The sequence below is a fragment of the Aeromonas sp. MR19 genome (genome assembly GCF_963899305.1).
GTDB lineage: Bacteria > Pseudomonadota > Gammaproteobacteria > Enterobacterales > Aeromonadaceae > Aeromonas > Aeromonas bestiarum.
Genome location: NZ_CAWQWZ010000011.1, coordinates 634,074 through 658,768 on the forward strand (window position 1 = coordinate 634,074; position 24,695 = coordinate 658,768).

Annotated in this window: 24 protein-coding genes and 1 pseudogene; 6 read left to right on the top strand and 19 right to left on the bottom strand. The window is 62.6% G+C overall.

Annotation, left to right across the window (positions count from 1 at the left end; genetic code table 11):
• Positions 1-36: 36 nt before the first annotated feature.
• From flpL to AACQ95_RS08705, 13 genes are read right to left on the bottom strand one after another with little or no spacing between them, the layout of a single operon-like run.
• Complete coding sequence (gene flpL, locus AACQ95_RS08645) at positions 37-1,419, bottom strand: Flp fimbrial protein FlpL (protein ID WP_241278335.1); 1,383 nt, start codon at positions 1,417-1,419, stop codon at positions 37-39.
• Complete coding sequence (gene flpK, locus AACQ95_RS08650) at positions 1,420-1,926, bottom strand: type 4 pilus assembly pseudopilin FlpK (protein WP_241278336.1); 507 nt, start codon at positions 1,924-1,926, stop codon at positions 1,420-1,422.
• Positions 1,923-2,396 (bottom strand): Flp fimbrial biogenesis protein FlpJ, encoded by a 474-nt coding sequence (gene flpJ / locus AACQ95_RS08655; RefSeq protein ID WP_241278337.1) that lies wholly within the window; start codon positions 2,394-2,396, stop codon positions 1,923-1,925. Before flpJ ends, flpK begins: the two co-directional genes overlap by 4 nt.
• The gene (gene flpI, locus AACQ95_RS08660; RefSeq protein ID WP_241278338.1) at positions 2,393-3,157 is read right to left on the bottom strand and encodes a Flp fimbrial biogenesis protein FlpI; all 765 of its coding nucleotides are present in this window, start codon (positions 3,155-3,157) and stop codon (positions 2,393-2,395) included. Before flpI ends, flpJ begins: the two co-directional genes overlap by 4 nt.
• Positions 3,158-3,176: 19 nt before the next feature.
• Positions 3,177-4,061 carry a Flp fimbrial biogenesis protein FlpH gene (gene flpH / locus AACQ95_RS08665; protein WP_241278339.1) on the bottom strand — a complete coding sequence of 295 codons (885 nt, stop codon included), beginning with the start codon at positions 4,059-4,061 and terminating at the stop codon, positions 3,177-3,179.
• 3 nt (positions 4,062-4,064) lie between these two features.
• Entirely contained in the window at positions 4,065-4,949 is an 885-nt protein-coding gene (gene flpG, locus AACQ95_RS08670) for a Flp fimbrial biogenesis protein FlpG (RefSeq protein WP_241278340.1), read from the bottom strand.
• Positions 4,946-6,259 (bottom strand): CpaF family protein, encoded by a 1,314-nt coding sequence (locus AACQ95_RS08675; protein ID WP_241278341.1) that lies wholly within the window; start codon positions 6,257-6,259, stop codon positions 4,946-4,948. Before AACQ95_RS08675 ends, flpG begins: the two co-directional genes overlap by 4 nt.
• Entirely contained in the window at positions 6,259-7,392 is a 1,134-nt protein-coding gene (locus AACQ95_RS08680; RefSeq protein WP_241278342.1) for an AAA family ATPase, read from the bottom strand. Before AACQ95_RS08680 ends, AACQ95_RS08675 begins: the two co-directional genes overlap by 1 nt.
• 3 nt (positions 7,393-7,395) lie before the next feature.
• Positions 7,396-7,944, bottom strand: coding sequence for a Flp fimbrial biogenesis protein FlpD (gene flpD / locus AACQ95_RS08685; RefSeq protein ID WP_241278343.1), 549 nt, complete (start codon positions 7,942-7,944; stop codon positions 7,396-7,398).
• Between the two features lie 11 nt (positions 7,945-7,955).
• On the bottom strand, positions 7,956-9,353 hold the full coding sequence (flpC, locus tag AACQ95_RS08690; protein ID WP_241278344.1) for a type 4 pilus assembly secretin FlpC: 1,398 nt from the start codon (positions 9,351-9,353) through the stop codon (positions 7,956-7,958).
• 19 nt (positions 9,354-9,372) lie between these two features.
• Complete coding sequence (cpaB, locus tag AACQ95_RS08695; RefSeq protein ID WP_241278345.1) at positions 9,373-10,263, bottom strand: Flp pilus assembly protein CpaB; 891 nt, start codon at positions 10,261-10,263, stop codon at positions 9,373-9,375.
• 9 nt (positions 10,264-10,272) lie between these two features.
• Positions 10,273-10,686, bottom strand: coding sequence for a prepilin peptidase (locus AACQ95_RS08700; RefSeq protein WP_016350147.1), 414 nt, complete (start codon positions 10,684-10,686; stop codon positions 10,273-10,275).
• Positions 10,686-10,889: a Flp family type IVb pilin gene (locus tag AACQ95_RS08705; RefSeq protein ID WP_011705350.1), complete on the bottom strand. Its 204-nt coding sequence runs from the start codon at positions 10,887-10,889 to the stop codon at positions 10,686-10,688. Before AACQ95_RS08705 ends, AACQ95_RS08700 begins: the two co-directional genes overlap by 1 nt.
• A gap of 222 nt (positions 10,890-11,111) precedes the next feature.
• Here AACQ95_RS08705 and AACQ95_RS08710 point away from each other — a divergent pair, with 222 nt between their 5' ends.
• The 4 genes from AACQ95_RS08710 to AACQ95_RS08725 all read left to right on the top strand — a co-directional run bounded on the left by AACQ95_RS08710 (position 11,112) and on the right by AACQ95_RS08725 (position 16,138).
• A complete protein-coding gene (locus AACQ95_RS08710; protein WP_241278346.1) occupies positions 11,112-14,162 on the top strand; it encodes a fibronectin type III domain-containing protein in 3,051 nt (1,016 codons plus the stop codon).
• A gap of 1 nt (position 14,163) precedes the next feature.
• A complete protein-coding gene (locus tag AACQ95_RS08715; protein WP_241278347.1) occupies positions 14,164-14,883 on the top strand; it encodes a DUF1566 domain-containing protein in 720 nt (239 codons plus the stop codon).
• Between the two features lie 120 nt (positions 14,884-15,003).
• Positions 15,004-15,342: an outer membrane protein assembly factor BamE gene (locus AACQ95_RS08720; protein ID WP_011705347.1), complete on the top strand. Its 339-nt coding sequence runs from the start codon at positions 15,004-15,006 to the stop codon at positions 15,340-15,342.
• A gap of 160 nt (positions 15,343-15,502) precedes the next feature.
• Entirely contained in the window at positions 15,503-16,138 is a 636-nt protein-coding gene (locus AACQ95_RS08725) for an NAD(P)H-binding protein (RefSeq protein WP_241278348.1), read from the top strand.
• 165 nt (positions 16,139-16,303) lie between these two features.
• On the opposite strand, the pseudogene AACQ95_RS08730 reads toward AACQ95_RS08725, so the two are convergent.
• The 6 genes and pseudogenes from AACQ95_RS08730 to rnm form a co-directional block, all read right to left on the bottom strand.
• A pseudogene (locus AACQ95_RS08730) lies at positions 16,304-17,458 on the bottom strand (IS3 family transposase).
• A gap of 200 nt (positions 17,459-17,658) precedes the next feature.
• Positions 17,659-18,582, bottom strand: coding sequence for a 23S rRNA pseudouridine(2605) synthase RluB (gene rluB, locus AACQ95_RS08735; protein WP_043134216.1), 924 nt, complete (start codon positions 18,580-18,582; stop codon positions 17,659-17,661).
• A 268-nt stretch (positions 18,583-18,850) separates the two neighbouring features.
• Positions 18,851-19,414, bottom strand: coding sequence for an SMC-Scp complex subunit ScpB (gene scpB / locus AACQ95_RS08740; RefSeq protein WP_241278349.1), 564 nt, complete (start codon positions 19,412-19,414; stop codon positions 18,851-18,853).
• A 98-nt stretch (positions 19,415-19,512) separates the two neighbouring features.
• Positions 19,513-20,379 (bottom strand): segregation and condensation protein A, encoded by an 867-nt coding sequence (locus AACQ95_RS08745; RefSeq protein ID WP_043134220.1) that lies wholly within the window; start codon positions 20,377-20,379, stop codon positions 19,513-19,515.
• A gap of 16 nt (positions 20,380-20,395) precedes the next feature.
• Complete coding sequence (locus AACQ95_RS08750) at positions 20,396-21,016, bottom strand: L-threonylcarbamoyladenylate synthase (RefSeq protein WP_043134223.1); 621 nt, start codon at positions 21,014-21,016, stop codon at positions 20,396-20,398.
• 133 nt (positions 21,017-21,149) lie between these two features.
• A complete protein-coding gene (gene rnm, locus AACQ95_RS08755; RefSeq protein ID WP_043134224.1) occupies positions 21,150-22,031 on the bottom strand; it encodes an RNase RNM in 882 nt (293 codons plus the stop codon).
• A gap of 424 nt (positions 22,032-22,455) precedes the next feature.
• On the opposite strand from rnm, the gene AACQ95_RS08760 reads away from it, so the two are divergent.
• Together AACQ95_RS08760 and AACQ95_RS08765 are read left to right on the top strand one after the other, a co-directional pair.
• Entirely contained in the window at positions 22,456-24,093 is a 1,638-nt protein-coding gene (locus AACQ95_RS08760) for an anthranilate synthase component 1 (RefSeq protein ID WP_241278350.1), read from the top strand.
• A complete protein-coding gene (locus AACQ95_RS08765; RefSeq protein ID WP_005319135.1) occupies positions 24,086-24,685 on the top strand; it encodes an aminodeoxychorismate/anthranilate synthase component II in 600 nt (199 codons plus the stop codon). Before AACQ95_RS08760 ends, AACQ95_RS08765 begins: the two co-directional genes overlap by 8 nt.
• Positions 24,686-24,695: the final 10 nt, after the last annotated feature.

A 24,695-nucleotide genomic window follows, 5' to 3' on the forward strand; every position in this document is an offset into this window, starting at 1 on the left:
GCCAAACTTGGCCCCTCTTTTTTGCACCATATGGCACTATTTTGTCAGCACCACATCGTTGATGGCGCTGGCCAGCCGGGTCAGCACTGTCCTGATATTGCCGCTGGTGGCCTTGTAGGCCAGCGAGCGTTCGCTGGCACACTGCGCCACGAAACGGGCATCCCCCTCGAATGCCACCGTATAGACCTGGATCCCCTTGCGCTTCATCTCCCGACACAGCAGCAGTTGTTTGCGATCCCGCAGCGCCGCTTCGGGCCCCATGTGCTCCCCATCCGAGAACAGCACCAGGATCTTGCGGTTATCCGCTTGCCCGTAAGGGCGCGGCAGTTCGGCTGCCCCCTGCTGCCAGCGCCCCTGCCACTGTGGCGAGAGCAGCCGCCAGCCCCACATCACCCCCTCTGCCGTATTGGTGTTGAAGGCGGCATGGAGGGTATCGAGTGCCTGACGATACGCGGCCCGGGTCGACAGGTGCGCCTGAATGGGGCTCACCCCGCAATCCGGATCATCGAAGATGCCGAGCTTGTCACGCCGGTTCTCCAGATAACGCTCCAGGGGGTTCTCCCGCGGGGCATATGCCCGCAGGGGAGTACCATCCTCATACTGCTGGATGGCTGGCGGCTTGGTGCTGTAGTGCAGGCGGGGCTGCGCCTCACCACGCGGTGCCAGTTCCAGCTTGCGGATCCAGCCCGGGGTAAGTTCGGCCAGCCGATCGATGCCGTCCACATGCTCCGGCAGGCGAGCGCAGAATGCCTTGCGCTGGCGTCCCGGCACCTCTCGAGTCAGCAAATTGCTCCAGCCTCGCTCATGGGCCAGCGTCTGCAATCCGAAGGGGAATGTCAGACTCTCTGGATGAAACAGTTCGGGGTGATCCCCGATATTGACCAGGCCGGTGGCGGGAATGATGCTGACCACTCTGTCCTGATTGCGCCGCTCGCGGCCAAACAGCACCTCGCCAAACTCCGCCAGCCCCTGCTTGATCGCCTTCATAGGTGCCCCTGACATGGAGTTGGACACATCCAGCACCAGGGCAATTTCTATGCGGGTACGGGCACTGCTGGCACGGGCTGCCGCCGCTACCGGCAGATCGCCGCTTTTGCCGATGGCTGAGAGCGCCATCAGCGCCGGCACCTCTCCCTGCAAGATGACCTGAGCCTCCTGCTCGTTCTGGCTCAGACTGGGGGGGCCCACCTGCAAATGACGCCCCGCCAGATTGGCCTGAACCAGCGCGGCGGCATCTTCCGCCGCACTGTCGCTGTCGGCGGCCGAGTAAAGCACCGCATCGGCGGCCGCGCTGAGCAGGCTCTGGCCGCTGTAGCCTCGCACCAGCTCGATGACCACGCCGGTCAGCGCCAGCACGCCAGTCAACATCAGGGCGAAGGCGGGGGAGAGCCCGCCCCCCTGGCGCAAGGGCATTCCCATTCAATGGATCTCCTGAATAAAGTGGGTGGTCAGGGTACGACCCACCCAGAACCGGCTGAACATGCCACCTTCCCCTTGCCCGAGGCGATAACAGAGAGTGACCCGCATCAGGGTGCCGACCCGCAGTGGCGGCCAGCTGCCCTGCCCGGCGCAGCCAGTGCCCTGCAACAGGGGCACAAGCTCGCCATTGGCGCTGTTGTATTGCTCTATGGTCAGTGCCGCCTGCCCTCCTTGCAGCGCAGACAACTGGCCCTGCACGAAGCGCTGATAGAAGGTCAGCTGTGCCACGGCGGCGGCATTTTGCCCCGTGCCCTGCTGGGTGACTATCTGGGTCACGTTGTAGGCCACATTGTGCAGACGTTGCTCCAGGCGCAGCAGTTGCAGTGCTTCATTGCCAAAGCTCAGCAGGGCCAGCAGCACGGGAATGAAACACATCGCCTCCATGCTGATGCTGCCGCCCATGGTGCCCGGGCCGGGAGATGACAGCCGCCGGGAACAGCGGCTCATCCTGCACCTCCGGCCGGTAGCCGGTCGGTGAGCAGCAGCAGGGTGCTCCGATAGCTGAGTTCGCGCTCGTCAATCAGCCAGCGCGGGGTGAGCTGTAGACGGGGACGGATCCTGGCCGTCACCTCCAGCACGGGATCCGCAGGCAAGCGGGTTTCGCTGGCGGGATCCGGGCTGCCCTCCTCCTGGCCCAGCATGGCCTCCAGCGACACATGGTGGTTGACGCTCACAGTCACGGCGTCCAGCTCCCCTCGCCCCCGTTGCTGCAAGCGAAGTCGGATCCCGTCGGCCGAGGGGATCCGCCCCGCTGCCGATTCGGCCTGCAGCTCACGCAGCACGGATCGCAAGCCATGCTCCAGGGTGCTGTATTGCAGATGCACCCGCAGCACATCCACCACCAGCAACAGCAGTGCCAGCAGCAGCGGCAATATGATCACCAGCTCCATGCTGGCCACCCCGCGCTGGCCTCTCACGCCCCTTGCCCCCGCCCCAGCTGCGCCTTGAGCAGCCTGATGTCGTGCTCCAGCTGACTGGCGCTGAGAAAGCGCGACAATATGAGGCGAGCCTGGGGCTCATTGCCCTCGGCCAACAGCAGCAAGACATAGTTCATCTCCACCCGCGGTGGCAGGCTCTGGTAGTGCAGCAAGGGCTCGAATGCCTGCCGGGCCGCCACCTTGTTGCCCTCCATCAGCCAGCCCAGTGCCAGGTTGGCCCGATAGTCGGGCTCGTCGGGAGCCGCCGCCACCGCCGCCTCAAACTGCTTGCGCCCCTTGCCAAACGCCCCCTGCTGCAAGCTGGCCACCCCCAGACCGTTGCTGAGCCGCGCCCGTTCGTCCAGATCAAGCCCGGCCAGTGCCAGCCCCTGCTGATAGACCCGCGCAGCCTCGGCGGTCAGGCCATCATCCAGCAGAAACTTGCCAAGATAGTGGGCGGCCTGAGCCCCCTGCTTGCCGCCCTTGTCCAGCAACTGCTGCAAGCCATCGCGCGCCGCCTGTTTCTTGTCTTGCTGATAGCGGGTGCGGGCCAGCATCAGCTGCGCCTCGTCCAGGCTGGCATCGTCCACCAGCAAGGCCTGATAGAGCCGCTCCGCCTTGTCATACTGGGCAGAATCGAACGCCGCCTTGGCTACCGCCATGCCATTGCTCTGGCTTTGCTGCCGGGTATCGCCGTGATTGCTGCAACCTGCCAGCCCGAGCAGGGCCAGCAGCAGCAGGTGATGAAGTCGTGATCGCATTTCAAGTCCTGTGGCCCGCTCAGCGCAGGCTGTTGATCAACAAGTTGAGGGTGGGAGCGATGATCAGCACCAGCATGGGCAGCATGATGAGTGCCATCTGGATGAGAGTGATCTTGCCCGGCAAGGAGCCTGCCTGCTCCTCCAGCGCCAGCCGACGCATCTGGCGCGCCTCCTGGCTGATGGTGCGCATGGTCTCGGCCAGCGGCGAACCGTATTGCTGGGCCATCTGCAGGGTATTGGCGAGACGATCCAGTTCGGGCAGGCCGGTGCGCCAGGCGAGTCGTGCCAGGCAACCTGCCTGATCGCCGCGCATCTGGATCTCCGCATGGGTGCGCAGAAACTGGCGGGCCAGGCCCGGCTCCAGCGCCCCCAGATAGTGACCGACCCGCAGCAGGGCCCGATCGAGGGCCAGCCCCGCCTCGACGCTGATCACCAGCAGATCGATGGCATCGGGCACCACCTTCTGCTGCGCCGCCTTCACCTTGCGGGCGCGCCATTGCAGCCAGCGCTCGGGCACTCCGGCCCCCACCACATAGGCCACCAGCACCCACATCAGGGTGAAGCCGTCGGCAGGCGCCGCCAGCAGGCGCCACAGCAAGGTCGCCAGTGCCCCTCCCAGCCCGCCCAACAGCTTGGCCGCCCTGAGCCGGTCAAAGCCATGGCGGGAGAAGATCCCCGCCTGCGCCAGCAGCTGCTGCAAGCGGGCCTGCTCCCGGGCACCGACCGGATAACCACGACCGCACCAGGCCAGCCAGTCCCGCGCCACGTCCCTGCCTTGACGAGGCGGGCCATAGCGACGGCTCTGGGCCAACCACTGCTGCTGCTGCCGGTAACCATGCCAGCCGGCAAACGCGGCCAGCGCGAAACAGCTCAGCGCCAATCCAAAAAGTTGCATGACCGTCATGGGCTACCCCTGCAGACGCGTGAGGCGACGGATGAGCCAGAGCCCGACCGCCACGCTGATGGAGACATAGCCCAGCACCCACTGGCCGCTGGTCGTGGTCATCAGATAGGTGAAGTGCTCCCGCCCTGTGGTGAACAGCACCAGCAGTATGATGACGGGGAGCGCTGCCAGCACCTTGGCGGCATTGCGGCTCTCGGCCGTGATGGTCTGGATGCTGGCCGCCAGGGTCTGGCGGGCACGCAGTGTCTCCACCAGTTGCGCCAGCACCTCGGAGAGGCGACCACCTGTCTCCTGCTGCAGGCTGAGCACTATGGTCAGAAACTGGAACTCGGCCACCGCGACCCGGCCAGCCGCCTGCTGCATCACCTGCGCCACCGGCTGGCCGACCTGCAACTCGTCGTGCATCTGGGCAAACAGCCGAGACATCAAACCGCGCTGCTGGCGGGCCACCAGCAGGAAGATATCCGCCAGCGGCGCCCCCACCCGCAGTGCCCGTATCATGCCGTCGATCACCTCGGGCAATCGGGTTCGAAACCGCTCCAGCGCCCGCTGTTGCAGCTGCTGATAGAGCACCAGCCCCAGGGTCAGAGCCCCCCCAGCCGCCAACAACACCGCCAGCCAGAACGGCATGCCATTGGCCGCCAGCAAGACGCAGGCCAACGCCGCCCCCGCCGGGCCCTGCCAGGTCCAGCGGGTCAGCTGCTCCTGGCCCACCATGGTCACCATCTGCTGATACCAGTGGGGCCGTGGCCTTGCCCTCTTCTGTTGCGCGGGTTGATGGCCATAACGTTGACACTGCTGCTGCCAGGCATCGCATCGGCTCTGCCATTGCCAGAGCAGCAGACAGGCCAGCCCCCAGCAGAGGCACACCAGAATGAGCGTATTCATGAGACTGGCTCCCCGTCGCCCGCCATGCAGGATTGCAGCTCGCTCAGCAAGCCGGCCTGACGGGCTTTCTCTTCTACTGCGGCCGAGAGAGGGTGGACGCTGAAGCGCCCCTGCAGCTTGCTGTTGAGCTCGGACTCCAGCACGAAGCGAAACAGCGGCCGCATCCGGATTTGTCCTTCTGCCAGTTCGGCGATCTCGCTGATGGCGGTGATGCGACGCTGACCGTCGCGCATCCGTTCCAGTTGCACCACCAGATCCACCGCGCTGGCGATCTGGGCCTGGATGATCTGCTCGGAGAGCCGCTCAGCCCCCATCTGCAACATGTTGGTCAGACGCAGCAGCGCATCTTCAGGGGTGTTGGCGTGCAGGGTGCAGAGTGAGCCGTCATGGCCAGTGTTCATCGCCTGCAACATGTCAAACGCCTCGGCACCGCGCACCTCCCCCAGGATGATCCGGTCCGGCCGCATCCGCAGGGCGTTGCGCACCAGGGCGCGAACGCTCACCTCCCCCTTGCCCTCGGCACTCTCGTTGCGGGTCTCCAGCGGCACCCAGTGAGGCTGATCGAGGGAGAGCTCGGCGGCATCCTCTATGGTGATGATCCGCTCGTCATCGTTGATGTGCTTGCTCAGGGCGTTGAGCAAGGTGGTCTTGCCCGAGCCCGTCCCCCCCGAGATGAGCACGTTGAAGCGGCTGCGCGCCGCCAGCTCCAGAAAACGGGCCATGGCATCGGACAGGGCCCCCTTCTCCACCAGATGGGCCAGGGTCAGACGGGCGCTGGGAAATTTGCGAATGGAGATGGTGGTGCCGCACAGAGCGATGGGAGGCGAAATCACGTTGACCCGGCTGCCATCGGCCAGCCGGGCATCCACCATGGGGGTGGACTCATCCACCCGCCGCCCCACCGCATTGACGATCCGCTGCGCCACGTTGAACACATGCTGGCGGTCACGAAAACGCACGCCCGACAGGGTCAGCTTGCCGTGCCGCTCCACATAGACCTTGTCAGGGCCATTGACCAGGATGTCCGATACCTCGGGATCATCGAGCAGGGGTTGCAGCGGCCCCACCCCCACCATCTCGTCCACCAGCTGGCGGGCGAGCTGAGTCAGCTCCTGGCGGTTATAGGGCAGCATGCGACGGGCCGAGAGCTGCGCGAGGGCACTGGCCACCCGCTCCAGCAGCGCGGCGCGCGGCAAGGTCGCCGCCACCGAGGGTTCGACCAGCTCGTAGAAAGCCTCCCGCGCGGCATCAGACAGGGTGAGCAGTGCCCCTGACACCGACGGCTGTCGGCTATTGGCTTGTCCAAACATCAGCGCCTCCCGCCCCGGGCTCGTCCCGCGACCTGAGCCCCCACCAGTTCGGCGGCCAATGACGTGAAGGCGCGAGCCAACTTGCTCTTTTGCTGGATCAACGGCTGCCCGGCTCGCTCGGCGCGCACGAAGGCGCCGTGATCGTAGGGCAGCACGGCGGCGTGGGGCTGACCACAGACGCGCTCAAGCGCCTGCGCCGGTACCCGTCCCTCCTTGCCACGACAGTGGTTGCCCACCAGCAGGCGGCGCTGGGCCGGCCCGCCTTGCGGAAATTGCCCCAGCAGCCGCAGCGCCCCCAGACTGAAATCATGCAGCCAGATCGCCACGTCAGCCTGCTGCAACAAGGCCTGCAGCGCATGACTGCGCAGATCCGGCACATCTATGATGAGGGTGCTGTAGTGCTCCGCCATCACGTTGACCGCCGCTACCAGCTGTTCGGCACCGAGCACCAGCTCCTGCCCCTCGTCATAGAAAAGAAAGAGTCTGGGACCAAGCTGATGGGCGGTATGCGCCAGCAGGGTACCGTCGAGCCGCCCGGTCGCCTGCCACCACTGCTCGCCGGGAGGGGCATAGTCGCTGCCCAGCAGTATGGGGTGGCGACTGTGGTGAAGATTGAGATCCAGCAGCGCAACCTGGCGGTGATGCCGGTCGGCCAACGCCATGGCCAGGTTGGCGGCCACAGTGCTGGTGCCCACCCCGCCGGCGGCACCCACCACGCAGATCACCCGCCCCTTGCGCAACGAGGTGGCAAGGGGAACCCCCAGCAGACGCAACAGGCCGGTGCGCAGGGCATCGGGATCCAGCGGTGCCGGATAGTAATCATCCACCCCCACCGAAATCAGCCAGCGAAACAGGGTCACATCCCCCCGATCCCCCAGCAGTACCAGCCGCATCTGAGGTGGACAACACTCGGCGAGGGCGGCCAGATCGGCCGCCAGCGTCTGCGGGTTCTCCACCTCCACCAGCAGAATATCGGGGGCCCCTTGCGTCAGGCAGTGGGCCCTGGCCTCGACCAGGGAGCCCGGGACTTGCCGGGTTTCGACATCGGCCAGCCGGGCCAGTACCAGGTCGACCCCGGCACTCAGAGCAGGCTGGCGGGTGACGGCCACCAGCTGTTTGACTTGTTCACTCATTCACTACTCCCCCGTCGTCTGCTGTTTCTTGGCCGATTTGGCCTTGCCCTGGTAGAGGCGCTGCACGGCGCCGGCATCGAGGGCACTGCCGCTGCCGTCATAGCCGGCGCCGCGGGCCCAGTGCTCGACATGGCTCTGGGCGCGGTACTGGTTGCGCAGCACCAGGCAGGCGCTGGGGGATGGCGGGGATACCCCCCTGGCATAGCGGCAGGTGTCGGGTTGCAGGGTGGCGTCAAGCTCGACCTCATACTCTTGCCGGGTCGCCGGAATGAAGGTGAGGCGGGTCTCCAGCGCCAGCCACAGGGCCAGCTGCTGACGCAGTGCCTCCGCTGTCGGCTCATGGCTCCCGGGTTGCGGGCCGGTGATCCGCAGGTGCAGGGAGCCGGATTCCAGCCTGCTGGCCAGCGGGGCCAGCTGCCATTGAAGCCGTTGTTGCAGTTGCGACGGGGCAACCCGGAACTGCAGCCGATCCGTGAGCGGGGCGGCGGGGGGTTGAGTGGTACAGGCCAGCAGCGGTAACGCCAGGGCCAGCAGCAGTGTCTCTTTTAACATGGTCACTTCCCTCAGTAGCTGTAGCCGTAGTTGCCGAACAGGCGGGTCGCTTGTGCGCCCGGTCGCTCGGTTGAGCCCATGTCGGTGAAGAACAGCCGCTCGAACCGGCTCGGCGCCCGATAGTGATCCAGCGGTGTCGACAGGGAGAGGGGATCGCTGGTGGGCTGCACCAGTCGGGCGGTGGCGATGATCACCAGCTCGCTCTCCTGGTTCTTGAAGCCGTTGCTGCCAAAGAAGGGGGCCAGCCCGGGGATCTCGCCAAGGAAAGGCAGGGCCTCACTGCTCTGATTGCGATGGGTGCGCACCAGACCGGCCAGGGCGAAACTCTGCCCATCCGCCAGCTCTATGGTGGTGGTGGTACGACGGGTTTCTATACCAGGCACCACCACCCCGGCGATGGAGACGCTGTTCTCCCGGCTCAGGGTCGACACCTCGGGTGACACCGTCAGGCTGATGCGGTTGTTGTCGAGCAAGGTGGGAGTCAGCTCCAGCGAGATGCCGAACTTCTTGAACTCGATCTCCGGGCCGTTGTCCCCATTGCCTACCGGAAAGGGGAACTCGCCGCCGGACATGAAGGTGGCGGCTTCACCGGATTTTGCGGTCAGGTTCGGCTCGGCCAGCACATTGACCAGACTGTTCTCCACCAGCGCATCTATGATGGCGTTGATGTAGACCACATCCTTCTTGCCGCTCCAACTGCCCCGTTCGGCAGGTTTGGGGAAGCGGTTGCCCGGCGAGACCCCCAGTTGCAGATACTCCCCCATAGCACTCCAGCGCAATCCCAGCTGTTCGCTGGTAGTACGCTGCATCTCGACGATGCGTACCGATATGTTGATCTGATCCGATCCCGCCAGACGCAACTGGTTGATGACGTGAGCATATTGCCCGCTGCCGCCACCGGCGACCGCGGCCCCCTCATCCTGGCTGCCAGTCTGAGGCTGGGCGGGGGCTGTCGTGCCCAAGGCACTCCCCTGTGGCTGGATACCCTTGGCGAACCCCTCCACCATGGTCAGGATCTCGTGGGCCTGCAGCGGACTGGTCACCTCCCCCGCCACCACTATGGCGCCGCCAGACTCGCTGAAGCTGAGTCGACTTTGGGGAAAATGCTGCCTGGCCAACTGCTTGAGGGGGGCGAGATCCGCCACCACCTGTACCCGGTAGTGACCCAGGGTGCGACCATCCAGGGCCGTCACCACCAGATCGGTGCGGCCAACCTTGCGGCCATAGATCAGCAATTGCTGATCGGAGGGGCTGTGTACCCGAACCAACTCGGAGTTGGCGACGAAGGCATCCAGCACGGGTTCATCGAAATTGAGCAGGGTGGACTGCTCTGGGGTGAGAGTCAGGCTCTCGGCCGCCACTGCCCATAACGGCAGCAGGGCGAGCACCATGGCGAGTGTTCGCAACATCGTGTCCTTTCTGAGTTGATTAAGGTTGGCGGTTACGGTCGTTGCCGTCGCCATAGCTGATCCGGACGCCGTGACCCGGCAGGGCCCTCGGGTTCTGGCCACGGGCCACCTGTTCGGCCCATATCAGGCTCCCTGCTGGCAGGGTCACGGCCTCATTGCCCGTCGGGGCGGCCTGGGCCGAGCGCAGCACCAGGGCCAGCTCCCCGAGCCGATGAGCCAGCAACAGCCGGGCCGCCGCGCTCGGTGCCAGCTCGAAGGTCACGGCGACCTGATCGAAGTTGTCCTGCGCCGCCACTGTGCCGTTGAGTGCTGCGATATCGGTGACCTGGGCATCGATGGCCAGCAGCTTGATGTCGGTCAGGATGATCTCTGCCGACTGCTTGCTGGTCACCTCGGCCCCCTGCGCATTGCGCTGGTGGGTATGCTTGCTGGTGAGGATCACATCCACCCGGTTGCCGGGCCGGATCAGGCCATGACTGGCCGCCTCCCGTCCCAGCGCCAGGGTCACGGCCCGCATGCCGGGGGCCATCATGGAGGAGAGATAATGGCTCTGCTCGGGGCGCACCAGATCATCGGCCGAGACGATCTGGCCCGCCTCCAGCGTGCGGGTGACCAGACTACCCTTGAGCGCCTTGGTATCGGTAAATCCGAACAGGAAGAGCCCGGGCAGGTTCATCTCCTCGGCGGCAGGCAGGGTTTGCCAGACCAGATCCTCGGGATGAATAAAGGCGCCGGCTTGTACCCGGTGAGCCGCCACCAGCACTTGGGCGAGGCGGGCCGAGGCGGCTGGCTCCGGCGCCTGTTCGCCCGGTGGCACAGCCGTCTGCGGCGCCGGTTCAACCGGCCAGAAGGCAGCCAGCATCGCCGCCAGCACCAGCAGTGCAGCGATAAGAGAGAAGAGTTTCTTCATTGGGTGTGACTACATAAATAGAGGAGTGGTCAGACTCGCCGCCCACAGGATGGCGAATCCATAAGGCACAGTGACGGGGCCGGGAAATGGCCGTAAACGGGCATAGGCCAGACAAACCAGGCTGAGTACGCCGCCCGAGAGCGCCATCCAGAGCAACAGCTCGGGCCAGCGTTCAGACGCGCCATACAGGCAGACCGCCAGCAACTTGCTGTCGCCGGCCCCGCACCAGCCCCTGTGATAGGCAAACAGTCCCAGCAGCAAGGTCAGCAGAGCCAGGCTCAGCGAGAGCAGATTGAACGGCAGCAACCAAAGTGCCCAGAGTGCCAGTACCAGCACCGCTAGGTTCGGGATCCGCCGTTCAAACAGGTCGCTGACCAGGCACCAGCACGCCATCAGGATGGCCAGCCATTGCCCGGGCGCCATCACTTGCCGGCGGCATCCATGTTCAACCCGGCCACTATGGTGGTGAACTTCTCCTTCAGGGCCGTGATAAAGATCCCGTCCGACCCGAAAATGGCCAGGATCCCGGCCGCCAGCCCGGCCGCCAGAATGCCGTACTCGATCGCCGTGGCGCCGGTGTCATCCTTCAGATAATCCCCAAGGTAATCCCAAACTCGCATGTCCATTTTTAGTGTCCCTGTTTTTTATGCCTGAAATTAAACAGCGGAAACATCATATTGAGATCTTAAACGAGAATCAATATCATTATCATCCTTAGAAATAATTCGCAGAGTGAATTTGTCTTTTTGATAAATAAAACAGCAAATAAGTCTGCTTTATTAATGAAAATAGTAATAAACGGCTAACTTGCCTGATTAACAATATAAATCACAATAATGGAGTCGATCTTGTTCAGGACAACGCGATCACTGTCCCTGGCCCTCTGCTGCCTGGCCTTGCTGGCATGCAAGGCCGAGCTGGGCACCCCGGGTCAGGAAGGAAATAACGGCAACAACAATGCCAACGGCAATAACGGCGGCAGTCAGACCACGCAGCCCACCACCACGGACCCCGCCACCTCGACACCCGATAAGGACACCGGGACCAACCATAACAACACAAATTCGGGGAGCGGTAGCGGCAACGCAGGTAACGCAGGTAACGCAGGTAACGCAGGTAACGCAGGTAACGCAGGTACTGTGACCCCGCCCACATCGCCGGATCAACCGGGCAAGGAGCCAGACCAGCCCCATCAACCCACCAGCCTGGATCTGGCGGGCACGCTGTCCGTCAGCCACCAGCAGGGGGCCGAATTCGCCATTCAGCTCTGCGCCGACAAGGTCTGTACGCCTGCCAATATCCGGGCCGACGGCAGCTTTGATTTAAAGCTCAAGCTGAGTCAGTGGCCGCAGGATAAACCACTGAGCCTGACCGCCAGCCACCGCCAGCAGAGTGCCTCCATCCTCAGCAGCCAACTGCCCTCGCTGGAACAACTGCTCAGACAGGATCAGAATGGGGATGGCATCATCACCGAGCAGGAGGTACCCCATCTGCACCTTTCCCCCATGCTGCTGGCATACCAGAGCCTCACCACGGCACTGCAAAAACGGGAGGGAAAGCAGGATGTCACTGCCCTGCTGGTCAGCGATCCACAACTCAATCACGGCTTCGCTCGCGAACTGACCGCACTGCTGCAGCTCGTGCTGGATGGTGATATCCCACTGCCTGCCAGCGAGCTCACCAGGCTGGCCGGGCATGTGATCGCCCGCCAGCAGTCACTGCCGGGCAGCACACTGCAAGAAGGGCTGTTGCACTATGCCGCCCAGCAGGGGACGGCACTGCCTGTCGATACCGAGACCAAACTGGTCGCAGCCAGCAAGGCCATGGCGACTCTGGATACCCGCTCCCCGGCCTATCAGTTGCTCACCACCTTCCATCCCCACCGGCAGCTGACCCTGCAGGGGGTATTCCCCTCACGCCTTGCCGAGCCGACGATCACGATGGAGATCGGCGCCAAGCCCAATCACGATGGCCTTAACCAGTACTACTTCAAACCGGAACGCCCCATCCGGCCACTGCGACTCCCCATCCGGGCCCAGGATGGCCGAATGCTGGACGGACTCGCCGTCAAGCAAGGCAACCGGTACAGCCTCACCCTCACCTTGCCGGATCTCAACAACAGCTTCGCCACTTGCCAGCCAGGCAAGAGCGACACCAGCGACGACCTGATGCAGGACACCCTCACCCTGGTGGTGCAGGATGGGCAGAGCGAGGTGGAGTTGCGATCCGTCCTGGGCTCCCTGTGCGAGCTGGTCAAACAGGACAGCAACCGGGACGGCATCCTCACCGCCGGCGAATTCCCGCGCCTGCAGGTGGGTTATACCAGTACGGCTCAACAAGCCTTGCTGCTCAAAACCACCCTCAGTGCCGGTATGGGCTCATTCCTGGGCTGGCAAGCCTGGACCTTGGCGGAGCTGGATCAAAAACTCAAGGCGCTGCCGAGGCACCAGGTCGAGCTGCTGGCGGCCATGGTCGCCCTGCAAGCCGAGGGGGAGCTCTGGCAACAGCCCGTCAACTTGATCGAAGGCACAGATTTTCGCCAGCAACTGCTGAGCTGGCTGGAGATCAACATGGCCAATGAGTATTCCACCGTCTCCCGTGACAACCAGATACCAGACCTGTTCAAACTGGAGACCGCCCTCGCCGACAACAGCGGGCTTGGGCCACTGCTCAACAGCCAGAGCGACAAGAACATCTCCCACATCATCAAGGCGGCGGCCGGCCTGATCCGCAACTCGGAGAGCGACGCCCCTCTCTATCCCGGAACCAGCACTCCGGGCAGCTGGATCACCCCCTACCCCAACAGCCCCATCTCTGCGGTCTGTCAGCGCGAGGTGCTGTCGGATCAGGTGATCGGGCAGGCCATTCTGGGCCAAGGCAGTGATCAGGATGGCAGCCACTGGGTCACCCTCGGCTGGCAACCCCAGGAGGGGGCGAGTCAGTACCGGATTGGCTGGGGACGCACCTCGTTCGAGCATATTGAACACGCCGAGCAGCAAGCTAGCAGCCAGCAGACTCGCGTTACCCTGAGCGGGCTTGCTCGCTACCAGGACTACCAGATAAGGGTGATGGGCGAAGGCGGTACTATCAGCGCCCCGCTGCACTATCGGGCGGGCCAGCTGCATGTGGCCGATACCCGCATCACCCACAGCATGGGAGACGATGACGGCAAGCGGGGGCGGGATCTCGACAACCGCTGCGACCCCCTGAGCGGTCAGGCAGTCAACAGCAATCAGGATGGGGTACTTGGCGCTCGCTACATCAAGCTGGACAGCCAGGGCCAACCTCTGCCTCGTCAGGATCTCTCCTACAAGCAGTTGCCCTTCGCCTGCGTGGCCGACGCCTTGAGCGGACTGGTGTGGGAAACCAAGGTGCAGCACAAGGATGGGGAGTCCTCCCTGCACGATGACAAGAGCCTGTTTGCCTATGACGATATCCAGAGCGACAACGCCTTCAACGGCAGTTGCTATGACCCGCAAAGTGGCACCCTGGTCAGCGACAGAAGCCGTTGCAACCTGAAACGCCAGACCACGCTGGTCAATCGAAGCAAGCTATGTGGTCTTGGCAACTGGCGCGCCCCCAGCCAGCAGGAGTTCTACGGCATCATGACCCTGACCAAAGAGAACCCCATAGCGCTCGACACCCGCTATTTCCCGCTCTATTCCGGCCTGGCATACACCTACGGCAAGTGGAATGAGCTGGAAGGCATCTTCTACGGCTTCTGGACGGCAGATGTCATGCCGGTGAGCCGCCCGGTCGGTACCTGGAACAAGGATGATGGCGGGCCGGATGCCTACAAGGTACGACCCAGCTCTGACCTCAGAGGCAGTATCGCCCGCCAGTATCAACCCCATTACGTCATGCTGGTCAGCGATGGCTTCAAGGTCACAGGAGAATAAGATGCACCGCTATTTCACCCCCCTATTGTTGGTCACCACCCTGTTGCCGTTCACCAGCCAGGCACGCGAATGTCTGCCTGGCTATCAGGACGACAACAGCCGCTTCGTCAGCGAACAGATCGACACGGCCGAGGGCAAGCTGAACGTGGTCAATGACAGATCCACAGGTCTGCAGTGGCTCTATTGTCCCTATGGTCAGCACGCCAGTGCCGATGGCACTGGCTGCGAAGGCACACCAGCGTTTATTTCAACCCGCGCCAACGTTGAAGACAATCCCTTGATGGGCGTTATCAAACAGGCCAACGACCGGCTTGGTATCCCCGCACACCCCTGGCGGGCCCCCGATATCAAGGAACTGTTTACCCTCTACAACAACCAGTGCCAGCCGGCCATTTATGCGGCACAAGGTTACCCTTCGACATCCCTCCAATCACAGATAGCGGCAGACAAAGAGACCCTGTGTGCTGACGCTGCGCCCAAGTGGGATGAGGTAACCGAGCAGTGGATCGAGGCTCCCGATGATGTCAAAACTGCATGTCGCGCAGCTGAACAACAACTTTGGGCACTGACCAACATCGCCTTTGGTTCAGACAGCTCGGGGGGGGAAGGATACGACTTTCTGAACTTTGCCGGCAGCGGGGAAACCTTCAACGTTGGCGGAATAGGAATATCCAGCGTCATGCTGCGGCTGGTCCGCCCCATCCCAACCATAGAGGAGTGATCCCATCGGCCAGAGGGCCAAGCGCCCTCTGGCTATTTTTTCCATGGCTTTTACTTCCGCCAAGGGAGTAGGTATGATTCGGCCAGCGTAAAAGACTTGAATGGATGATCTGAACTCGATATGCGGATGAAACACCTGATTGCCGCGGCCCTGACCGCCCTCACCCTGTCCGGTTGCAGCCTGGTCTATCGCATCGATATTCCCCAGGGCAACTATGTGGAACAAAAACAGGTCGACAAACTGCGCCAGGGCATGACCCGCGAACAGGTCGAGTTCGTGCTGGGTTCCGCCATGCTGCGCGATGGTTTTGACCCGAACACCTGGTATTACCTCTATGAATTCCAGCCGGGTCGCGGCGAGAAGGAGCGCAAGGAGCTCACCCTGACCTTTGCCAACGACAGATTGGCCACGGTCACCGGCGACTTCCCGCTGCCAGCGGCCTTCCACACCCCGCTCTGATCGCATTCACAAAACCGGCCCCGCGCCGGTTTTGTTTTATTTGGCCACCGCCATCCCATCTTAGCGAGGAAGCCTCCATGCACCAGCCCAAGAATCCCCATACCCACGGACGGCTCGCTGGCAAGACCTTGGCGGCCCTCGTTGAACTTGGGAGGCCCGCATGAGCCAGATCCTGATCGCCGGGGCCAGCGGGCTGATCGGCCGGGAGCTGCTCCGTCAGCTCGACCCCGCCCACTCACTGACCCTGCTCTGTCGCAAGGCAGGTGATCCCCGGCCCCAACATCACTGGCTGCCGGCCGACTTCGAACGCCTCGACGAGGTTTCGCTGCCCGGCCCCATCGACATCGCCTTCTGCTGCCTCGGCACCACCCGCAAGCAGGCGGGGTCCGACGAGGCGTTTCGCCGGGTCGATCACGACTATGTGCTGGCCTTCGCGGCACTCGCCCGCCGCCACGGCTGCCAACGTCTGATCGTCGTCTCGAGTCTGGGGGCCAATCCAGGCTCGCCGGCTCTCTATCCGCGCACCAAGGGGCAGATGGAGCAGGCATTGCTGGCACAAGCCTGGCCAAGGCTCGCCATAGTGCGCCCCGCCATGCTGCTCGGCAATCGCCAGCCACCGCGCCTGTCGGAGCAGTGCTTCCAGGCTGTCTATCCGCTGCTGCGCCCCCTGCTGGTTGGCAAGTTGCGCCGCTGGCGCGCCATCGAGGCCAGCCAGGTGGCCCATGCCATGATAGTGCTCGGCCAGCAGGAGAGTGGCGTCGAGGTGGTGGAAAACGAGCGGCTGCACGGGATGTGAACGCTTTAGTTCTTCTGTCTGGAGATGATATTCACCTGACAGTTGCCCACAAAGGGAGTGGTCATTCGGCTTCAAACCGGATAACAAAACGGTACCACTACCGTGTTATCTGGAGTCACTGGATGTAATGATCTAATCATCCCGGACTGAATCGCCCCGGCTTCTCTAGACACTTTTGAGCCGTTCGAAATATTGCTTTTCACACTCTACTGGCGATAGCCCATTGTTGAAACTGTGCCGACGCTTGGGGTTGTAAAATATTTCAATGTAATCGAACACATCCTGTCGGGCTTCCTCGCGATCCGCATAGGTTCTACGTCGGATCCGCTCACGTTTGAGGAGCTGGAAGAAACTCTCCGCCACCGCGTTATCATGACAATTGCCGCGTCTGCTCATGCTGGCCTTGAGCCGGTGCTCCCGCAAAAAATCCTGCCAGTCATAGCTGCTAAACTGGCTCCCTTGGTCGGAATAAACCAGCACTTCCTGCTCGGGTCGTCGTCGCCACACCGCCATCAGTAACGCGCTGATGGCCAGCTCTCGGTCGATCCGTGGCCCCCATTGACTAACCAATGACTTCTCGTGAGAACAAATCCAATACCGCTGCCAGATAGAGCCAGCTTTCATGGGTTCGGATATAAGTGATGTCCGTTACCCAGATCTTATTTGGCTCCGTCACATCGAACTGGCGTTCAAGATGGTTCGGTGCAACCACTGTTGCCCGGCCACCATAATAACCGGGACGGCGACGATAACCGGTTTGTGAACGTAAACCTTCATGACGCATTAATCGCGCCACCCGGTGTTTCCCACAGGTCTCGCTCATCTCTCGCAGGTCATCCCGGATCTTGCGATAACCATAGACGCCCCCGCTTTCTAGCCAACATTGCTTGATCTGGCCCAGGAGGTGTTGGTCTTCCAGGGCTCGGGCAGATAAAGGCTGGTGCTGCCAGGCGTAATAACCGCTTGGGTGGACATTCATCATCCGACACAGTCTACGGATGGGATGTGTGGACTCGTGTTCCCGGATGAAGGCGTACCTTACCCTGACCGCTTGGCAAAGTACGCGGCGGCCTTTGTTAAGATATCTCGCTCATTGGTGACGCGGCGCAGTTCAGCCTTGAGGCGCCGAATTTCGGCTTGCTGGCTGGAGTCATGCTGTTGCTGTATTTCGGGCTGGCTGTAGCGTTTGATCCAGGCGTAAAGACTGTGGCTGGAAACACCAAGCCGCTCAGCGACCTCTGCCACTGAGTAATGGCGCTCAGTCACTTGCTTGACAGCGGCCAGTTTGAATTCTTCCGTGTAACGTTGCTGCTTGCTCATAACACCTCCTGAATGACCTCAGTTTGAGGCTCTTGAGGTGTCTAGGAAAGTAGGGGCGATTCAAGCTGCAAAGGTTGAAACACTACTAGAGGAAGAGGAAAATCATCTTCAGGACGGAGTGACATAATAAAAAGCCCGCACTGGTGGTGTGGGCCCTGTTATTACTTGCACTCAGTGTCAGTTATTAACGCTGTCTCCGCTTACTTGCTGCCGGTACCCGAGTTGCGGGTAGAGGAGGTCGGCTTGCGGCGGGCCGTGGTGCTGCGGGCGCGCGGCTCCATGCCCTGCATGTCCTTGTGACGCTTGACGGCGCGACGGATCTGGGCGGCCTGCTTGTGACGGGTGCTCTTGCCATCCTGCTGCAGATCGACCTTGGATTCGGTCTCCGGCGGCATGTTGACCAGACCGCGCAGGTAGTTCACTTCCGGCAGTTTCAGCTCCTGCCAGCCACCACGGGGGATGCCGCGATCCAGGGTGACGTCGCCGTAGCGCACCCGCATCAGGCGGCTAACCTGCACTTCCTGGGATTCCCACAGGCGGCGCACTTCACGGTTGCGGCCCTCGGTCAGGGTGACGTTGAACCACTGGTTCAGGCCTTCACCGCCGGCCGGTTTGATCTTGTTGAACTTGGCCATGCCATCTTCCAGCTGCACACCCTTGCGCAGGCGTTGCAGCATGGCTTCGGTGATCTCGCCGAACACACGCACCGCGTATTCACGCTCCACTTCGTGGCTCGGGTGCATCAGGCGATTGGCCAGCTCACCGTCTGTGGTGAACAGCAGCAAGCCGGAGGTGTTGACGTCGAGACGGCCTACCGCGATCCAGCGGGCACTCTCCAGCTTGGGCAGACGATCGAACACGGTGGGACGACCTTCCGGATCGTGACGGGTACACATCTCCCCTTCGGGCTTGTGATACGCCAGCACGCGGCAGATCATCTCTTCCTCGGCACGGGTCTTGACCGTATGGCCATCGACACGGATCACGGCGTTCACTTCGACGCGATCTCCCAGTGTGGCGACCTTGCCATCCACACTGACCCGACCTGCGGTGATCAGGGCCTCCATCTCACGACGGGAGCCGTGACCCGCGCGGGCCAACACTTTTTGCAGTTTTTCACTCATCGGGGTTACCTGATTGTTGATCGCTGCCCGCCAGCATAACGGGCAACGGTTATTACTGTGTCGAACCCAGTACGGGCAATCCGACACGCTTCAATGCTCAAAGATCGGGCCCGCCGGCACATGCCAGCACAGTGTACCCGGTCTCGCGGCCCTCGCCCGGCATGCCGGGCAAGGGGATGGCGGTGCAGGATCCCGCATGGGTCATCCGACACGCCCTGATGTTCAAGAGGCCAGGTCAGCCGGCACAGGCCAGCGACCTGAACCGGGCCTAGCTTCCCTCGACCGGCAAACCGGGCAAGGGATGTTGCAGTTCAGGATCCAGCTCGGGGAGCTGCTCCAGGCTCTGCAGATTAAAATAATCCAGAAACTCCCGGGTGGTGGCGAGCAGCTCGGGGCGACCCACCACCTCCTTGTGACCGACGCTGCGCACCCAGCCACGCTCTTTCAGGGTATTCACTATCTGGCTCGACACCGCCACTCCGCGGATGGCTTCGATCTCGGCCCGGGTGATGGGCTGCCGGTACGCAATCAGCGTCAGCGTCTCCATCACGGCGCGGGAATAGCGGGGTGCCCGCTCGCTCCAGAGCCTGGAGAGCTCCTCGGCATACTCCTGACGCGCCTGAAAGCGCCAGCCGGAGGCAACCTCTTTGAGCTCCACCCCCCGCTCGCTGTAATCCTGCCGCAGTTCTGCCAGCAAGAGTTGAATATAGCGGCCGGTGACGGGGTAATCCGCCAGCACGCCGCTTTTCAGCTCACTTACGGTTAATGGCCGTCCGGCCACGAAGATCGCGGCCTCGACCAGCGTCTTGAGCCGTTCAGCGGGCAGCGCCACGGTTGCCCTCCCCGCTCATGGCTGCAGGCTGGCCGGCCAACGGGAGAGGCACACAGACCCCGGCAGGCGGGCAACAGGCTCGGGACAAAGAAAACAACTCAGTGTGCATGTTCACGCTCCCCGCTTTCATCTTGGCTCGCCAGGGCAAAGTGGATCGGCCCCAGCGGCTCGGCCTGCAGGATCCAGATCAGGGACTCCTTGCACAGCTCCAGCAGGGCCAGAAACGTCACCAGCACCCCCATGCGCCCCTCTTCGGCTCTGAGCACCTGTTCCAGCCGCAAGGTCCGGCCCAGCGAGAGCATGGCGAGGATCTCCGCCATGCGCACCCGGGTCGGGATCTGCTCGCGGCGGATCTGATGATGTTCGAAATGAGTCGCGCGTTTTACCACACTTTGCATGTAAAGGGCGAGCTCAACCAGCGAAACATCGGGGGTCAATGGCTTGAGAGAGCCAAAATCCGGCGGCAGGGCGGCGGCGATAAAGATCTCCCGCTCCACCCGTGGCAAGGCATTGAGACGCTCGCCCCCCACCTTGAAGCGCTCATATTCCTGCAACCGGCGAATGAGGGTGACACGGGGATCCTCCCCCTCCTCTTCATCCTCCAGCTCGGGGGCTTTGGGCAGCAGCAGGCGAGATTTGATCTCCGCCAGCCAGGCCGCCATCAGCAGATATTCCGCAGCCAGCTCCAGATTGAGCCCCTGCATCAGCTCCACGTACTCCATGTACTGGGCGGTGATCTGCAGGATCGGCAGGTTCAGGATATCCAGCTGCTGGCGCCGGATGAGATAGAGCAGCAGATCGAGCGGCCCCTCGAAGGTATCGAGGAAGACTTCCAGCGCATCGGGCGGAATGAACAAGTCCTGAGGCAGCTCATGGTAGGGCTGCCCCAGCACCCGCGCTATGGGGGATGAGATGGCCTGGGGGGGGACACCCTCCCCGGTTGCGCCCAACGCAGGCGGGGCCATCACGGGCACAGGGTCATCACTCAAACGGGGTTGGGTCTCCGGCACCACGACGACGCAGCACGGGCTCGTCATCGGAGAAATCCACCACAGTGGTGGGCTGCTCGCCCAGATAGCCACCGTTGACCACCAGATCCAGCTGCTTGCCCAGCTTGTCGAAGATCTCTTCCGGGTCAAACTCCGCCATCTCCGAACCCGGCAGGATCAGGGTGGTGGAGAGCAGCGGCTCACCGAGGGCTTCCAGCAGGGCCAGCGCTATGTTGTTGGCGGGCACCCGGATGCCGATGGTCTTCTTCTTCTCGTTCATCAGGCGGCGCGGCACTTCCTTGGTCGCCTTGAAGATGAAGGTGTAAGGCCCGGGCGTGTTGCCCTTGACCAGGCGAAACGCCGTGTTGTCCACCTTGGCATAGGTGGAGATCTCGGAGAGATCCCGGCACACCAGGGTGAAGTCGTGGGTGGGATCGATGCGACGGATACGGCAGATGCGCTCCAGCGCGCCCTTGTCACCCATCTGGCAACCGAGCGCATAGCCGGAATCGGTCGGGTAGGCGATGACGCCACCGTTCTGGATGATCTGCACCGCCTGACCGATCAGACGGGCCTGAGGATTTTCCGGATGTACGTAAAAATGCTGACTCATATGCTCTTCTCGCGATAGGGGCACGCGCGGTGCCCGCTTCATGGTCACGGGTTCCAGACCCATGACGCTACCTTAACCTGTTTGACGCCGGTTTGCCCTCCCATGCAGCAGAGGGCCGGCGGCCGACCCCGTGCTAGCGACTGGCCAGCAGGGCGGCATGCTGCTCGGTAGTGAGCCCGAAGTGGCCGGGATAGGCCAGCCAGACCGGCATGCCTTCCTTGGGCAGCCAGAGGTGGCGGCCCAGCTCGGTCCAGTTGGACGGAAAGTGAAAATCCGATCCCACCGAAATATAGAGGTCGTGATCCTTCGCCCACTGGCCCAGGTTGGCCCGCTCCTGCGGGCTCTGCTGAGGCAGTGACACCTCCATGGCATCACCACCGGCCGCCTTGAAGGCCACCAGCAACCGCTTGATCCACTTGGCGGTGAGATCGTAACGGCTGGGATGGGCCAGTACCGCCAACCCACCGGCGGCGTGAATGGCAATAATGGCCTCGCTCATCTCGGGCCACTCGGCCGGGGCATAACCCTTGTTGCCTCGGCTCAGGTACTTTTTGAATACCTTCTGCATGTTGTCCGCCACCCCGCGCGCCACCAGCACACGGGCAAAGTGGGCCCGGGTCACGGCGGCATCACCGGCCAGCGCCTTGGCCTCTTCATAGGTGCCGGGGATCAGGCACTTCTCCAGACGGCGCCCTATTTCCAGCGCGCGCGCCTCGCGGCGAGCCCGTTGGCCTGCCAAAAACGCCACCAGCTGCGGATTTTTTTCATCCACCCCCAGCGCCACGATATGAATTTCGTGATGCTCCCAGCCGGTGGAGATCTCGACCCCGCTCACCAACCGCAGCGGCAGTTGTTCGGATGCTATGGTGCGGCGCACCTCATCAAGCCCGTCAAGGGTGTCGTGGTCAGTGACTGCTAACACTTCTACCTGTTTTTCGGCGGCGCGGCGCACCAGTTCGGCCGGGCTCAACACACCGTCGGAGGCAGTGGTATGACAGTGAAGATCGAATCTCATCAGGTTATTCCGCTCTCATGATCAGGTCACCATCGGTGAAAGAAGGCTAAAAAGCGACTTGACTTGGCCGCGGCTTTATCGTTTTCTGTAGGCACTTCATTGCAAACAAAATTTTACAGGACTCTATCATGCAAACGACTTCCATCCTGACCATCTGGTGGTGGCACACTCCCTGACATGCGGGCGTGTGGTCGTTGCTGTATCTGTAATCTGACAGCAAATTAAGAACCCAAAGAAAAAGCCCGCTGACCCCAGCGGGCTTTTTTATTATCCGGCAAATGGACCTGTGATGAAACCGAGAATTCAGACAAGAACACTGACCTGGCGATGGCGACCCTACTGAAACCGCCTAAACCAATTTAATTTCCAAGGAATTCAACGTCATGAACATCGGTAAACAGCATCACACGCAAGGGAACGCACTATGACCGTCAATACGACTCGCTTGCCCCTGGGTGAATTCGATACCCTCAAGCTCAACGCCCCCTATGTGGCCGACCCGCTGGCACTCTACACCCGACTCTGCCAGGGTCGCCCCAACAACCTGCTGCTGGAATCGGTGGAGATCGACTCCAAGGCGGGCAAGCAGAGCCTGCTGCTGGTCGATGCCTGCCTGCGTATCGAATGCCGGGGCCGCACTGTGCGAGTGCGCACCCTCAACGACAACGGCGCCCAGTTGCAGAGCCTGCTGGCCGAGCATCTGCCCACCGTCATCAGCCAGACCCTGGTGGATGGCGAGCTGCAGCTCGACTTCCCGGCCTCCGATCGGGAGCAGGATGAAGACTCTCGCCTCAAGGGGAGCAGCGTGCTGGACGTGCTGCGCACCCTGCAACAGGAGCTGCAGTGCCAGCTGGGCAAAGAAGCGCTGTTTATGGCAGGCAGCTTCGCCTATGACCTGATCGCCTCCTTCGAGGATCTGCCGCAGGTGCCGGAGGGGAACAACAACTGCCCCGACTACTGCTTCTATGTGGCCGAGACCCTGATCACCATCGACCATATCGAGCGCTCAACCCAGTTGCTGGCCTGCATCTTTGGCGGCGACAGCGATGAGAGCCAGGTGGAAGACAGATATAGCCGCCTGAGCGATCGGCTCACCGACTTCAAACAGATTTGCCAACAAACCCTGAGTGCCGAGCTGGCCACCCAGCCCCTCACCGGCGGCATGAGCGTGGACAAGGGCGACAAGCAGTTCTGCGCCGAGGTGGAGAAGCTCAAGGGCTTCATCCGCCGTGGCGACATCTTCCAGGTGGTGCCGTCCCGCTGCTTCTCCCTGCCCTGCCCGAACCCGCTGGCCGCCTATCGCCGCCTCAAGCAGACCAACCCCAGCCCCTACATGTTCTACGTGCAGGATGAGGGCTTCACCCTGTTTGGCGCCTCGCCGGAGAGCGCGGTCAAGTTCTGCGCCGCCAGCCGCGACGTCGAGATGTACCCCATCGCCGGCACCCGTCGCCGTGGCTTGAACCCGGATGGCAGCATCAACCGGGATCTGGATGGCCGCATCGAGCTGGAGCTGCGCCAGGATGAAAAAGAGGTGGCCGAGCACCTGATGCTGGTGGATCTGGGCCGCAACGACATAGCCCGCATCTCCGAGCCCGGCACCCGCTACGTCAAGGAGCTGCTCAAGGTGGATCGCTACAGCCACGTGATGCACCTGGTCTCCAAGGTGGTGGGCACCTTGCGCTCTGACCTGGACGCCCTGCACGCCTATCAGGCCTGCATGAACATGGGCACCCTCACAGGTGCCCCCAAGATCCGCGCCAGCGAGCTGATCCGCATGGTGGAGGGCAAACGCCGCGGCAGCTACGGCGGCGCCGTCGGCTACATCAACGGTGCGGGCGAGATGGATACCTGCATCGTCATTCGCTCGGCGTTTGTCAAAGATGGGATGGCCCATGTGCAGGCCGGCGCCGGTGTGGTCTATGACTCCAAACCCCAGGCCGAAGCGGACGAGACCCGCGCCAAGGCGGCCGCCGTGCTGGCCGCCATCGCCGCCAGCCATGGCACCTCACTGCAAGCCCTGAGCGCCCAGCAGGAGCAACATAAGGACGTGAGCCATGACTAACATCTTCCTGCTCGATAATTTCGACTCTTTCACTTACAACCTGGTGGATCAATTCCGCTCCCTCGGTTATCCGGTGCGGATCTACCGCAACAGCCTGCCGGCGAGCCGCATCATGAGCGAGATCGCCGCCTGCGAAGGGGATGCCGTGCTGGTGCTCTCGCCGGGGCCGGGTGCGCCTCACGAGGCGGGTTGCCTGATTGACCTGATCAAGCTGGCCCGTGGTCAGGTGCCCATCCTCGGCATCTGCCTCGGCCATCAGGCCCTGTGCGAAGCCTACGGCGGCACAGTCGGCGCGGCGGGTGAAATCGTCCACGGCAAGCGTTCGCTCATCGAGCACAACGGCCATGGCGCCTTCGCCGGTCTGCCAAGCCCGCTGCCGGTGGCGCGCTACCACTCGCTGGTGGCCACCTATGTACCGGAAGAGCTGACTGTGATTGCCCACTATCAGGGCATGCCCATGGCCATAGAGCAGCAGGACGACAGGGTGCTGGGCTTCCAGTTCCATCCCGAATCCATCATGACCTCGGAAGGGGCCCGCCTGCTGACCCAGGCGCTCGCCCATATCACCCGTCCTGTAAGCAGTGTGCGGTAAGGAGACCAAC

What these genes read in the sequence shown, in the direction of transcription:
- flpL (WP_241278335.1), bottom strand. Translation starts at nt 1,419, where the DNA reads ATGGGAATGCCCTTGCGCCAGGGGGGCGGGCTCTCCCCCGCCTTCGCC.
- flpK (WP_241278336.1), bottom strand. Translation starts at nt 1,926, where the DNA reads ATGAGCCGCTGTTCCCGGCGGCTGTCATCTCCCGGCCCGGGCACCATG.
- flpI (WP_241278338.1), bottom strand. Translation starts at nt 3,157, where the DNA reads ATGCGATCACGACTTCATCACCTGCTGCTGCTGGCCCTGCTCGGGCTG.
- flpH (WP_241278339.1), bottom strand. Translation starts at nt 4,061, where the DNA reads ATGACGGTCATGCAACTTTTTGGATTGGCGCTGAGCTGTTTCGCGCTG.
- flpG (WP_241278340.1), bottom strand. Translation starts at nt 4,949, where the DNA reads ATGAATACGCTCATTCTGGTGTGCCTCTGCTGGGGGCTGGCCTGTCTG.
- AACQ95_RS08675 (WP_241278341.1), bottom strand. Translation starts at nt 6,259, where the DNA reads ATGTTTGGACAAGCCAATAGCCGACAGCCGTCGGTGTCAGGGGCACTG.
- AACQ95_RS08680 (WP_241278342.1), bottom strand. Translation starts at nt 7,392, where the DNA reads ATGAGTGAACAAGTCAAACAGCTGGTGGCCGTCACCCGCCAGCCTGCT.
- flpD (WP_241278343.1), bottom strand. Translation starts at nt 7,944, where the DNA reads ATGTTAAAAGAGACACTGCTGCTGGCCCTGGCGTTACCGCTGCTGGCC.
- flpC (WP_241278344.1), bottom strand. Translation starts at nt 9,353, where the DNA reads ATGTTGCGAACACTCGCCATGGTGCTCGCCCTGCTGCCGTTATGGGCA.
- cpaB (WP_241278345.1), bottom strand. Translation starts at nt 10,263, where the DNA reads ATGAAGAAACTCTTCTCTCTTATCGCTGCACTGCTGGTGCTGGCGGCG.
- AACQ95_RS08700 (WP_016350147.1), bottom strand. Translation starts at nt 10,686, where the DNA reads ATGGCGCCCGGGCAATGGCTGGCCATCCTGATGGCGTGCTGGTGCCTG.
- AACQ95_RS08705 (WP_011705350.1), bottom strand. Translation starts at nt 10,889, where the DNA reads ATGGACATGCGAGTTTGGGATTACCTTGGGGATTATCTGAAGGATGAC.
- AACQ95_RS08715 (WP_241278347.1), top strand. Translation starts at nt 14,164, where the DNA reads ATGCACCGCTATTTCACCCCCCTATTGTTGGTCACCACCCTGTTGCCG.
- AACQ95_RS08720 (WP_011705347.1), top strand. Translation starts at nt 15,004, where the DNA reads ATGCGGATGAAACACCTGATTGCCGCGGCCCTGACCGCCCTCACCCTG.
- AACQ95_RS08725 (WP_241278348.1), top strand. Translation starts at nt 15,503, where the DNA reads ATGAGCCAGATCCTGATCGCCGGGGCCAGCGGGCTGATCGGCCGGGAG.
- rluB (WP_043134216.1), bottom strand. Translation starts at nt 18,582, where the DNA reads ATGAGTGAAAAACTGCAAAAAGTGTTGGCCCGCGCGGGTCACGGCTCC.
- AACQ95_RS08745 (WP_043134220.1), bottom strand. Translation starts at nt 20,379, where the DNA reads ATGGCCCCGCCTGCGTTGGGCGCAACCGGGGAGGGTGTCCCCCCCCAG.
- AACQ95_RS08750 (WP_043134223.1), bottom strand. Translation starts at nt 21,016, where the DNA reads ATGAGTCAGCATTTTTACGTACATCCGGAAAATCCTCAGGCCCGTCTG.
- rnm (WP_043134224.1), bottom strand. Translation starts at nt 22,031, where the DNA reads ATGAGATTCGATCTTCACTGTCATACCACTGCCTCCGACGGTGTGTTG.
- AACQ95_RS08760 (WP_241278350.1), top strand. Translation starts at nt 22,456, where the DNA reads ATGACCGTCAATACGACTCGCTTGCCCCTGGGTGAATTCGATACCCTC.
- AACQ95_RS08765 (WP_005319135.1), top strand. Translation starts at nt 24,086, where the DNA reads ATGACTAACATCTTCCTGCTCGATAATTTCGACTCTTTCACTTACAAC.